The organism is Streptosporangium fragile (genome assembly GCF_039534445.1).
GTDB classification, from domain to species: domain Bacteria; phylum Actinomycetota; class Actinomycetes; order Streptosporangiales; family Streptosporangiaceae; genus Streptosporangium; species Streptosporangium fragile.
In genome coordinates, this window is record NZ_BAAAVI010000072.1 from 17,677 (window position 1) to 29,416 (window position 11,740).

Genomic DNA, 11,740 nt, shown 5'->3' on the forward strand with positions numbered 1-11,740 from the left:
TCGCGTGGCGCTCGTTCACGCTGGTTCAGCCGGTGGCGGGCTCGGGGAGCCGGTCCGGCCGGCCAGCAGCTCGGCCAGGTGGTAGGCCCTGACGTGGGCGAGCTGGTCGAGCTGGGTGCGGCAGGAGAAGCCGTCGGCGAGCAGGACCGTGCCCTCCGCCGCCTCGCGCACGGCGGGCAGGAGCTGGGTCTCGGCGACCGCCACCGAGACCTCGTAGTGGCCGCGCTCGACCCCGAAGTTGCCCGCCAGGCCGCAGCAGCCGCCGACCGACCCGACCGACGCGCCCGCCCGGGTGAGCAGGTCCCGGTCGGTGTGCCAGCCCATCACCGCGTGGTGGTGGCAGTGCGGCTGGGCGAGGACCGTCACGCCGCCGAGGTCGGGCGGGGTCCAGCCGGGCAGGCCGCCGAGGAACTCGGCGAGGGTTTTGACGGACGCGGCGACCGTCTTCGCGGCCCGGTCGCCGGGGCCGAGCAGGTCCACGGCGTCCGAGCGGAGCACCGCGGTGCAAGAGGGTTCGAGGGCGACGATCGGCGTCCCCGCCTCGGCGTGCCGGGCGAGGGTGTCGACGGTGCGGCGGAGCCTGCGCCGCGCGGCGTCGAGCTGCCCGGTGGAGATCCAGGTGAGGCCGCAGCACAGGGCGGCGCGCGGGACGGCCACGGAGAAGCCCGCCCGGTTCAGCACCTCGACGGCGGCCCGCGCGACCTCGGGTGAGAAGTGGTCGGTGAAGGTGTCCACCCAGAGCAGCACGGTCGGTCCCGGGACGGCCCCGCGCGGCGGACGTTCGCGGCGGAAGCGCCGGTCGGCGAAGGAGGGCAGCGAGCGCCGGTGGTCGATCCCGCCGAGCCGCTTCGCGAGCGCGGCGACCGGCCCGGTCCGCAGCAGCGCGTTCACCGCGCGCGGCGCGAGGCTCGCCGGCCGCGCCCACCGCGGCAGCCAGCCCAGGGTGTAGTGGGCGGCGGGCCGGAGCCGCCGCCGGTAGGTCTGGTGCAGCACCTCCGCCTTGTAGGTGGCCATGTCGATCCCGGTGGGGCAGTCGGACAGGCAGCCCTTGCAGGACAGGCAGAGGTCTAGCACCTCCCGCACCTCCGGCGCCCGCAGGCCGCCGGGCAGGAAACCGCCCACCGCCTCCTGCAGGACCCTCGCCCGGCCCCGGGTCGAGTCCTTCTCGTCACGGGTGGCCACGTAGGACGGGCACATGACGGCGCCGCTGCCCGTGGTCTCCGACCGGCACTTGCCGACCCCGGTGCACCGGTGCACGGCGGCGGTGAGGTCGCCCCCGTCCTCCGGGTAACGGAAGGCGGTGCCCGAGGTGGGCGGGGGCGGCGGCTGGAGCCGCAGGTCCGCGTCGAGCGCGGCGGGCCGTACGATCACGCCCGGGTTGAGCACGTCGTCGGGGTCGAACACGGCCTTGGCTGCGGCGAAGGCGGACAGGGCGGCGGGGGAGTACATCAGCGGCAGCAGTTCGCCGCGCGCCCGGCCGTCGCCGTGCTCCCCGGACATCGAGCCGCCGTGCGACGCGACCAGGCGGGCGGCGTCCAGGAGGAAGGCGCGGAACACCCGCGCGCCCTCCCGGCGGTCGAAGGGGAAATCGATGCGGATGTGCAGGCATCCGTCCCCGAAGTGCCCGTACGGCAGGCCGGTCAGCCCGTGATCCGCCATGAGCGCGTCGAAGTCCCGCAGGTAGGCGCCGAGGCGCTCGGGCGGGACGGCGGCGTCCTCCCAGCCCGCGTGCGCGGGAGCCCCGGCGGGCGTGCGCCCGGCCAGGCCCGCGCCGTCCTCCCGGATCCGCCACACCGCCGCCCCCTGGGCGGGATCGGTGATCACGAGGCTGTCGAGGGCGTCCGCGTCGGCCACCAGCGCGGCGGCGGCCGAGCGCAGTTCGGCGGTCGAGCCGCCGCCGAGCTCGACCAGGAGCCAGCCGTTGCCCGCGGGGAGCGGCGGGACCCTCCCGGCCCCGCGCCGGGTCCGCACCGCGTCGACGATGCGCGCGTCGATGCCCTCCAGGGCGACGGGCCGGTGCGGGAGCAGGCCCGGCACGGCGTCCGCGGCCGTGGCCATGTCCCGGTAGCCGAGCACGACCAGGGCGGTGCGCGCGGGCGCCTCGACCAGGCGGACCTCGGCGCCGAGCAGCACGCCCCAGGTGCCCTCGGTGCCGACCATGGCCCCGGCCACGTCGAAGCCGCGTTCGGGGAGCAGGTGCTCCAGCGAGTAGCCGGAGATCTGCCGGGGGAACCGGCCCAGCTCGGTGCGGATCACCGCGAGGTTGTCGCGGACCACCCGCCGGAGCGCGTCCAGCGTCGGCGAGCCGTTCACCCCGTCCGCGCTGTCCGCGCCGTTCATGCCGCCCGTGCCCCGGCCGTCCGCGCCGTTCATGCCGCCCGTGCCCCGGCCGTCGGCGAGCCGTTCCCCGCCGCCCGTGCCCCGGCCGACGGTGAGCCGTTCCCCACCGCCGGTGAGCACGTCGAGCCCCAGGACGTTGTCGGCGGTACGGCCGTAGGCGAGCGCGCGGGACCCGCAGGCGTTGTTGCCGATCATCCCGCCGATCGTGCACCTGCTGTGCGTGGACGGGTCGGGGCCGAAGCGCAGGCCGTACCGCGCGGCCCGGACCTGGAGCGCGTCGAGCACGGTGCCCGGCTCGACGGTCGCGGTCCGTGCCTCGGGGTCCAGCGACCGCACCCGGCCGAGGTGGCGGGTGAAGTCGAGGACCACCCCGGGGCCGACCGCGTTGCCCGCGATCGACGTTCCGGCGCCCCGCGCCGTCAGCGGCACCCCTTCGGCACGGCAGACCGCGAGGACGGCGGCCACCTCGTCCGCGTCCCGGGGGAAGACCACCGCCGACGGGGGCACCCGGTAGAGCGAGGCGTCGGAGGAGTACTCCGCCCGGCGTCGCGACGAGACGTCGACGTCGTGGACGCCGGCCCGGCGGAGTGCGGTGGCGAGATCGGACGGCTTCAGGACGTTCCCTCCCCGCCGGTTCCCCGGCCTCCGGGCCCGGCCGGCCCGTGCGCGCGGCCGTGCCCGTGCCCGTGCCCGTGACTGTGCCCGTGCCCGTGCCCGTGACTGGGATCCGGACCGGCCGCGGGGAGGACCCGGTCCCCGGCACGCAGCGGCGCGTGCTCGTAACGGCCCTCGTGCGCGATGATCGGCCGCCGGTCGCCCGCCAGCTCGGGGTGCCGCTCCTCCAGGGCACGGCGGGCCTCGGCGGTCCTCCTGAGCCCGGCGACGTACTCCCGGTCGGCGCCGTAGGTGCCCCGCCACGTCTGCGGCATCATCTCGGCCGGCGGCGGCGTGGCCGCCCTCCCGCCCAGCCCGAACGCACTCGGGATCTTGCTGGTGGCCGTGCCGCACTCGGGACAGTCGGGCAGGGGCGCGGTGAAGGACTGGATGACCTCGAACCGGTGCCCCCGACGGCAGCGGAGCTCGTAGATGGCCACGTCGTCACCTCACCAGAGTGCGATGGATCGGGTCAGGATACCGGCGAGGTCGTCCTCGCCGACCGGGCGCGGGGCGGTGGTGAGCAGCCGCTGCTGCTTCATCGCCCCCTCGGTGAGCGCCGGGACGTCCGCCTCGGTGTAGCCGACGCCTCCGATGCCGTTGGGGAGGTCGATGTCCCGCATCAGGTCGATCAGTACGCCGGGCAGGAACTCCGCGAGGTCGTCGGGCTTGTCCGCGGACGGGTCGAGCAGCTCGGCCGCGCGCAGGTGCCGTTCGGGCCGCGCCTCGAAGGTGAACCGGAACGCCTCGGGGGCGGTCAGCGCGACGGCCATGCCGTGCGGCACCATCGGCTCGTCCTGCGGGTAGCCCTTGGGCCGGAAGTCCCTGACGCGCCCGGCGATCGGGTAGGCGTTGGCGTGCGGGATGTGCACACCCGCGTTGCCGAACCCGAGCCCGGCGAACGTCGCCGCCAGCGCCATCTGGGCCCTGGCCTCGGCGTCGTCGCCGTGCCGTACGGCGGTGCGGAAGGAGTGCGCGAGCAGCTGCAGGGCGCGCTCGGACCACATGTCGGCCACCGGGTTCGAGCCGCAGTACGGCACGCGCTCCTCGGGGCGCTTGCGCTCGTAGGAGGTGTACGGCCGGGCGGTGTAGCTCTCCAGGGCGTGGCAGAGGATGTCCATCCCGGCGGCGGCGGTGACCCCGGCGGGCTGGGTCAGCGTCAGGTCGGGGTCGACGACCGCCAGCACCGGGCGGAGCCGTCCGTGGCTGATCCCGGTCTTGACCTTCAGGTCGAGCACGTCGAGCACGCAGATCGTGGTGCTCTCCGACCCGGTGCCCGTGGTCGTGGGCACCGCGACCAGCGGCTTGAGCGGCTGGGACGGGGCCCGGCCGCCGCCCACCGGGGCGTTGATGTAGTCCGTCAGCTCGCCCGGGTTGGTGGTGAGCAGGTTGACCGCCTTGGCGGTGTCGATGCTCGACCCGCCGCCGACGGCGACGAAGGCGTCCCACGGGCCGGAGGCACGCGCGTGCTCGATGGCCGCGAGCATGCTCCGGTCGGTCGGCTCGACGTGCACCCCGTCGTACACGTGCGCCTCCATGCCGAAGCCCGCGAGCTGGTCGGCGATCCGCTGCGGCGTGCCGGTCGCCGCCACCCCGGGGTCCGTGACGACCAGGACGCGGCGGGCGCCGTACTGCCCGAGATCGAAGCCGATCTCGGCGCTGGCGCCCGGCCCGAACTTCAGGGCGGGGGCGCCGTAGGTGAAGACGGACTCGGGATTGCCCGGAGCGGTGAACACACCGTGCTCCCTTCTCACTTGTAGAAGCCGGTGGGCGCGGTGCGCATCGAGCGCAGCTGCTCGGCGTCGTGACCGAAGACCACGGTCGCGGCGGAGCGCTCCGCGATCGAGCGGATCTTCTCGACGGAGGCGTACCAGGCGCTCAGGTCGTTGACGATCGCGGCCGGGACGGCGGGCGGGCCGTAGGAGTCGCCCATGTAGACGGCGTCGGAGGTGAAGATCATGGTTCCGGACTCGGGCAGGTCGACCCGCATGGCCATCGTGCCCGGGGTGTGGCCGGGCGCCTCGATGAGCGTGACCCCCGGGAGGATCTCGGTGTCGCCGGAGACCGTCTCGAACTCCAGGCCCTCGTAGTCGGCCTTCAGGTGCGCCCCGGTGAACGCGCCGTCGAAGCCGAAGGCGAAGTCCTTCTCCTTGTCGTTGCAGACCAGGCGGGCGCCGGTGCCGGCGAACATCCGCACGTTGCCGGCGTGGTCGAAGTGCAGGTGCGAGAGCGCCACGTAGTCGAGGTTCTCCGGGCTCACGCCCAGCCGCCCGAGTTGCGCGTCGAGGTACTGCTCCTCGGAGACCTGGTCGTAGGGGAAGAACTCCTGGAGCCCGGTCGGCACCCAGCGGGTCTCCCAGTCGCGGGGGCAGCTCGTGTCCCACAGGAGGGTGCCCTCGTCGGTCTCCACGAGGACGGCGTGGGTCGTGCAGGGGTACCACTCGACGGGCTTGTCCCGCTCCGACCTCGGCCTGATGCTCCGGCCGGGCTTGAGCAGCAGCCAGGTCAGGTCGCAGCTCATCGCGCCGCAGTCGAGTACGTGCAACTTCATGGCCGTTCCTCCGTACGTTAACGCCAGGTTTCCGAAGGTGGCATGTAGCATGCTGCATGTCAACTATGGGAAAGTGAGGTTTCGATAGGCTCCACGGATACGCGTCGGATCCGGAAAGGTCGCCACAGGTGCAAGCTGTCGACGGCACGTCCAGCCTCACGGAACAGGTCTTCGAGGCCGTCCGCGCGGCCATCCACTCCGGCGAGCTGCGCCCGGGGGAGCTCTACTCCGTGTACCGGCTGGCCGAGGAGCTCAACGTGTCGCGCACCCCGGTCCGCGAGGCGATGCTCCGGCTGGCCGAGGCCGGCATGGTGCGGTTCGAGCGCAGCCGGGGCTTCCGCGTGCTCGGGCGCGACCCCAAGGAGATCGCGGAGGTCTTCCACCTCCGGCTGCTGCTGGAGGTGCCCGCCACCCGCCTCGCCGCCCGCCGGGCCGGCCCCGCCCTCATCACGGCGATGCGCGGCGAGTTGGAGGCGATGCGCGCCGCCGCCGGGGAGCGCGACGAGCCGCGCTTCATGCGGCACGACCGCGCCTTCCACGAGCTGCTGCTCGTCGCGGGCGCCAACCGCAAGCTCGTCGGCATCGTCGGCAACCTCCGCGACGCCACGATCACGCTGGGCGCCTCCACCGTCGACCGCTCCCGGTCACTGGCCGACATCGCCGAGGAGCACGAGCCCATCCTCACCGCGCTGGAGGCGGGCGACGCGGGCGCGGCGGCCGAGGCCATGCGTGCCCACGTGGCCCACACGGGGGAGCTCCTGCTCGCCCAGGTCGCCGCCGAGAACGGCGTCGTCGTCGACCCCGAGGACATCGACCTCATCCTCGGCACCGCCCCGTAGCGGACCCGTGCCGCCGGGCCGCCCGTCGTGTGCCGTGTGCCGTCCGCCGCACCCGTCGTTCGCCCCGCCGCCCGGTCCGGCGGGTCCCGCTCAGCGGATGCCCTCGGCGCGGAGCCGCGCGGCGAGTTCCTCGGCGTGCTCGCGGATGACCCGGGCGACGCGCTGCGTCTCCTCCTCGGTCGCGGCGTCGATCGGCAGGGAGCAGCTGATGGCGTCGGTGGCCGGGATGCGGTACGCCACCGTGACCGCGACGCACCCGATGGCGGGCGTGTTCTCCTCCCGTTCCAGGGAGTAGCCGCGCGCCCGGGTCGCCGCGAGGTCGGCCATGAGCCCGTGGTGGTCGGTGATGGTGTGCTCGGTGAGCCGCGCGAGCGGGGGGCCCGGCAGCAGCTCGGCGAGCTCGTCGGGGGCCCGCTCCGCGAGCAGCGCCTTGCCGAGCGCCGTGGCGTGCGCGGGCAGCTGGCGTCCCACCCTGGACGTCGCCCGGCGCGGCTCGATGGTCTCGCGGGTGGCCAGGTAGATGACGTTCGCGCCGTCGAGGCGGGCGTAGTGGGTGGTGTAACCGGTCGCGTCGCCGATGAGCTCCAGCGTGCGGGTCGCGTACGGCAGCGCCCGGTCGCGGTCGAGGTAGGCCGTCCCGCACAGCAGCGCGTGCGGCCCGACGCCGACCGCCGAGCCGTCGGGGGTCGGCTCGATCCAGCGCATGGCGATGAGCGTGTGCAGCAGCTGGTGGAGGCTGGAGCGCGGGTATCCGGTGCGCCGTCGCAGCTCGGCGACGGTCACCGGGTCGCGGGCGGCGCCGAGCATCTCCATGATGAGGATCGTGCGCTCCGCCGACTTCACCAGTTTGGTCTCGGCCGACGGGTCGAGCTGCCCGTTCACCGGGAGGCTGCTGGACGGATCATGCGTCATCGGCGGGTCTCCTCGAGGGATGCGGCTCCAACGCCGGTAGCGTACGGAAAATCAGGCGGGTGCAAGGTCGTGCGGCGCGTCCTCGCCGCCGGTGTTCCGCGTGGCCGGGGCCGGCGCGTCACCATGGGCGTCCCCGCTCCATGCCGGGCTCGCTCCACGGGCCGCCCAGGCGGACGCCGGGGTCCGGCGGCGCGGGCGGACCCGCGCCCTCGACGGCCGCGGCGAAGTGCTCGGCGTCGTCGACCGGGGCGAACCCGATCGCCTCGCCCGCCGCCAGCGAGACCCAGCGGCGCCGGTTGCGCGAGACGCCCCAGACGACGTGGTGCCCGGGTTCGTCCCTGGCCAGGCACGCCTCGACCAGCCGTGCCGCGTCGCCGGGCGAGAACCAGGTGGACAGGGCGCGGACGCCGCCCGGGACGGCCTCGACCGTGCCGATGCGGGCCGAGACGACCGACATGCCGTAGGCGTCGGCGTAGAGGCTGCCCAGCGCCTCCGCCGCCGCCTTGCCCACGCCGTAGAAGGTGTCCGGCCGCGGTGGGAGCTCCGCGTCGCCGCCGGCCAGGGCGGCGGGGACCATGCCCACGGCGTGCGCGGAGCCGGCGAGCAGGACCCGCCGCACGCCGGCCCTGCGGGCGGCCTCCAGCACGACGTACGTGCCGTGGATGTTGGTCTGGAGGATCTCCTCCCAGACGTGCTCGCGGCTGTGGCCGCCCAGGTGCACGACCAGGTCGACGTCCGCGCAGGCCGGTTCCACGGCCTCCGGGTCGGTGATCGAGGCCGCCAGGAACGTCTCGCCGGCCAGGAGCCCGTCCGGGGGCGGCTGGATGTCCAGAAGGCGGATCTCCCGGTCCGGCCGGCTCAGGAGCGGGCGGATCAGCGAGCCCACCCGGCCCGAGGCCCCGGTCACGAGCAGTCGTTGGGTCACGTTCTCTCCATCACCGTGTTGCCGTAACGCTTACGAGGCGAATGATTAACAGTCTTGACATCTCATCGGCGCGATTCATACCGTACCGCATGTGTCCATCTACATGAATAGTTTCACATATGTGAACACAAGGTGGATGTGCGGACCGTTGTCACCGGCCCATCCGCGACGACAGTGAGGAAGCTATGACCTTTGACGGAATCCTGTTCTTCCCGGTGACACCATTCGGCGGTGATGGGGGTGTCGACGAGGCCGTGCTGGCCGAGCACATCGAGAACGGCATCGAGGCGGGCGCCGCCGGCGTGTTCACGGCCTGCGGCACGGGAGAGTTCCACGCCCTGTCGCCGTCGGAGATCGAGACCTGCGCGCGGGTCGCCGTCACGGTGGCGGCGGGCCGGGTGCCGGTCTTCGCCGCCGCGGGCGGTCCGCTCCCGGTCGCGCTGGAACAGGTGCGCCGGATCGAGCGCTCGGGCGCCGACGGCGTCCTGCTGATGCCGCCCTACCTGGTGACCGGCCCCCAGCGGGGCATCCTGGAGTACGTCCGGGCGGTCTCGGCGGAGACCTCGCTGCGCATCATCTTCTACCAGCGCGGCACCGCCGTGCCCACCCCGCGCACGGCCGCCGAGCTGGCCGCCCTGCCCAACGTCGTCGGGATCAAGGACGGCGTCGGCAGTCTTGAGCTGATGCAGCGCACGGTGCTCGCCGTGCGCCGCGCGGCCGGGGAGGAGTTCCAGTTCTTCAACGGCCTGCCGACCGCCGAGATGACCGCGCGGGCCTACCGCACGATCGGCGTGCCGCTGTACTCCTCGGCGGTCTTCGGTTTCGCCCCCGAGGTCGCGCTCCGGTTTCACCGGGCGGTCGGCGCCGACGACGACGCGACCGTCCAGACCCTGCTGGAGGAGTTCTACGTGCCGCTCGTCGCGCTGCGCGAGGAGGTGAGCGGTTACCCCGTCTCCCTCGTCAAGGCGGGCGTCCGGCTGCGCGGCCTCGACGTCGGAGGGGTGCGGCCCCCGCTGGTGGACCCCACCCCCGAGCACCTGGAACGGCTGGACGCCCTCATCGGCCGCGGCCTGGAGCTGGCCGGCCGATGAGAATCCACGACCTGATCGTCACCCCCGTCGCCTTCCGCGACCCGCCCCTGCTGAACGCGAGCGGGGTGCACGAGCCCCTGGTGCTCCGCTGCGTGCTGCAACTCGTCGTCGAGGGCGGTGTCGTCGGCCTCGGCGAGTGCCCCGGCGAGCGCGCGCACGTCGAGCGGCTCGTCGCGGCGGGCGAGTGTATCCGGGGCATGAGCGTCTTCGCCACCGGCGCGATCGAGCGGGCCGTCGACGAAGCGCTGGGCGGCCCCGGCGGCCCGCTGCGGAGGATCGACCGCACCGCCGCCTTCTCCGCGATCGAGGTCGCCTGCCTCGACGCCCAGGGCAAGCTCACCGGCCTGCCGGTCAGCGACCTGCTGGGCGGTGCCGTCCGCGACGCGGTGCCGTACAGCGCCTACCTGTTCTACAAGTGGGCCGAGCACCCCGCGCTCGACGGCGGCGCGGCCGTCGGCGACGAGTGGGGCGCCGCACTCGACCCGGCGGGGGTGGTCGACCAGGCCCGCCGGATGATCGACCTGTACGGGTTCCGCTCCATCAAGCTCAAGGGTGGTGTCTTCCCGCCCGAGCAGGAGATCGCGGCGATCCGCGCCCTCCGGGAGGCGTTCCCCGACCACCCGCTCCGGCTCGACCCCAACTGCGCGTGGACGGTCGAGACGTCACGGTACGTGGCGGACGAGCTCAAGGGGGTGCTGGAGTACCTGGAGGATCCGACCGCCGGGGTCGACGGGATGGCGGCCGTCGCCGCCACCGCGGCCATGCCGCTGGCGACCAACATGTGCGTGGTCTCCTTCGACACGGTCCGGCCCGCGGTGGAGCGCGACGCCGTCCAGGTCGTGCTCTCCGACCACCACTACTGGGGAGGGCTGCGTCGCACCCGGGAACTGGCCGCGGTCTGCGAGACGTTCGGGCTGGGGATGTCGATGCACTCCAACTCCCACCTGGGCATCAGCCTCGCGGCGATGACGCACGTCGCCGCGGCGACGCCGAACCTCACCTACGCGTGCGACACCCACTACCCGTGGAACGCCGCCGACGACGTGGTCGTCCCCGGGGCGCTGCGCTTCGTGGACGGTGCCGTGCCGGTCCCCGACGGGCCCGGCCTCGGGGTGGAGCTCGACCACGCGGTGCTGGACCGGTTGCACGAGGCGTACGTCGCGTCCGGCCGCGAACGCCGCGACGACACCGGCTACATGCGCCGGATCGAGCCCGGGTACGACCCCACCCTGCCGCGCTGGTGAGCGCCGGAACGACACGGCGTCCCGCCGCGCGCCCCGCCGGGGGAGCGGTCCCCGGGAACGTCCCGGCGGGCCCCGCGGGATCGCGGGGCGGGGCCTCGCGAGGGGCGTCGCGGGAGGTTTCGTGAGGAGCACCGTCTACCTGCACCCGTGGGACGTCGTGGGAGACCCGGCCGCCCCCGAGCGGGTGGCCCGGCTCGGAGCCGGGTCCGTCGCCCTCGCCGCGGCCTACCACTCGGTGCGGGCCTGCACCCCGCACCACCCGCGGCGGCGCGTGGTGGACGCCCGGCACGCGGCCCTGTACGTGCCCGTCAGGGCCGGCGCCTGGGCGGGCAGCAGGCTGGTCCCGGAGAGCGGCGCGGCCTGGGCGGGCGGCGAGAACGCGTTCGGCCGGGCCCGCGAGGCGCTGGCCCGGCACGGGCTCGCCGTCGACGCCTGGGTGGTGCTGACGCACAGCACGATCCTCGGTGAGCGTCACCCCGAGCTCACCGTGCGCAACGCCTTCGGCGACCGCTACCCCTACGCCCTGTGCCCGTCCGATCCGGACGTCCGCGCCTACTGCGGGCTGGTCGTGGCGGAGGTGCTGGCACAGGGCGCCCCCGGCGGGCTCGTGGTCGAGGCGTGCGGCCCGCTCGGGATCGGGCACCAGGGCCACCACGAGAAGACCGCGGGGGCCGACTGGACCGGGACGGACGAAGCACTGCTCTCCATCTGTCTCTGCCGCGCGTGCCGGCGTGCCCTGGCCGCGGAGGGGGTGGAGCCCGACCGGCTCGGCGCCGTGGCGCGCGGAGCCGTCGGTGCCGGGCACGGCTCCGTCGCGGAGGCGCTCGGCATCCTGGCCGAGCCGGTCCTGCGGGCCCGGCAGGCCGCGGTGGGATCGCTGCGGGACGAGGTGATCCGGCTGGCCCGGCGGGCCGGGGTCACCCGGCTCGTCTTCCACGCCTCCGCCGACCCGTGGGCCACCGCGCCCGGCGCGGCGGTTCTCGGCGCCGGGGACCGGATAGACACCTACGTGGCCGGCTGCTGGGGGACCGCCGAGGCCGGAGCCGCCACCCTGGCGGCCATGCGCGGGGCCGTACGCGACGCCACGCGGGCGGCCGTTCCGGGGGGCACGCGGGCGACCGTTCCGGAGGGCACGCGGGCGACCGTTCCGGAGGGCACGCGGGCGACCGTTCCGGAGGGCACGC

Annotated in this window: 10 protein-coding genes; 4 read left to right on the top strand and 6 right to left on the bottom strand. The window is 74.5% G+C overall.

From position 1 onward, the window contains the following. Nucleotides 1–15: 15 nt before the first annotated feature. The 4 genes from ABD841_RS33230 to ABD841_RS33245 are packed head-to-tail and all read right to left on the bottom strand — an operon-like array spanning nt 16 to nt 5,545. Nucleotides 16–2,955 (bottom strand): FAD-binding and (Fe-S)-binding domain-containing protein, encoded by a 2,940-nt coding sequence (locus tag ABD841_RS33230; RefSeq protein WP_425582079.1) that lies wholly within the window; start codon nt 2,953–2,955, stop codon nt 16–18. Then, nucleotides 2,952–3,434, bottom strand: a complete 483-nt coding sequence (locus tag ABD841_RS33235; RefSeq protein WP_344980074.1) for an FmdB family zinc ribbon protein — start codon at nt 3,432–3,434, stop codon at nt 2,952–2,954. Before ABD841_RS33235 ends, ABD841_RS33230 begins: the two co-directional genes overlap by 4 nt. Nucleotides 3,435–3,443: 9 nt before the next feature. Next, on the bottom strand, nt 3,444–4,730 hold the full coding sequence (locus ABD841_RS33240; RefSeq protein ID WP_344980076.1) for a hydroxyacid-oxoacid transhydrogenase: 1,287 nt from the start codon (nt 4,728–4,730) through the stop codon (nt 3,444–3,446). A gap of 14 nt (nt 4,731–4,744) precedes the next feature. After that, nucleotides 4,745–5,545: an N-acyl homoserine lactonase family protein gene (locus ABD841_RS33245; RefSeq protein WP_344980078.1), complete on the bottom strand. Its 801-nt coding sequence runs from the start codon at nt 5,543–5,545 to the stop codon at nt 4,745–4,747. A 128-nt stretch (nt 5,546–5,673) separates the two neighbouring features. On the opposite strand from ABD841_RS33245, the gene ABD841_RS33250 reads away from it, so the two are divergent. Then, on the top strand, nt 5,674–6,384 hold the full coding sequence (locus ABD841_RS33250) for a GntR family transcriptional regulator (protein ID WP_344980080.1): 711 nt from the start codon (nt 5,674–5,676) through the stop codon (nt 6,382–6,384). Nucleotides 6,385–6,474: 90 nt separating this feature from the next. On the opposite strand, the gene ABD841_RS33255 is transcribed toward ABD841_RS33250, so the two are convergent. Further along, nucleotides 6,475–7,296, bottom strand: a complete 822-nt coding sequence (locus tag ABD841_RS33255; protein ID WP_344980082.1) for an IclR family transcriptional regulator — start codon at nt 7,294–7,296, stop codon at nt 6,475–6,477. 118 nt (nt 7,297–7,414) lie between these two features. Further along, complete coding sequence (locus ABD841_RS33260; RefSeq protein WP_344980085.1) at nt 7,415–8,221, bottom strand: NAD-dependent epimerase/dehydratase family protein; 807 nt, start codon at nt 8,219–8,221, stop codon at nt 7,415–7,417. A 185-nt stretch (nt 8,222–8,406) separates the two neighbouring features. Here ABD841_RS33260 and ABD841_RS33265 point away from each other — a divergent pair, with 185 nt between their 5' ends. The 3 genes from ABD841_RS33265 to ABD841_RS33275 form a co-directional block, all read left to right on the top strand. Continuing rightward, nucleotides 8,407–9,312 (top strand): 5-dehydro-4-deoxyglucarate dehydratase, encoded by a 906-nt coding sequence (locus ABD841_RS33265; protein ID WP_344980086.1) that lies wholly within the window; start codon nt 8,407–8,409, stop codon nt 9,310–9,312. Further along, entirely contained in the window at nt 9,309–10,556 is a 1,248-nt protein-coding gene (locus tag ABD841_RS33270) for an enolase C-terminal domain-like protein (RefSeq protein ID WP_344980089.1), read from the top strand. The genes ABD841_RS33265 and ABD841_RS33270 overlap by 4 nt, the downstream gene beginning before the upstream one ends. A gap of 121 nt (nt 10,557–10,677) precedes the next feature. Beyond that, nucleotides 10,678–11,740: hypothetical protein (locus ABD841_RS33275; RefSeq protein ID WP_344980091.1), on the top strand; the 1,063-nt coding region annotated here is incomplete at its 3' end.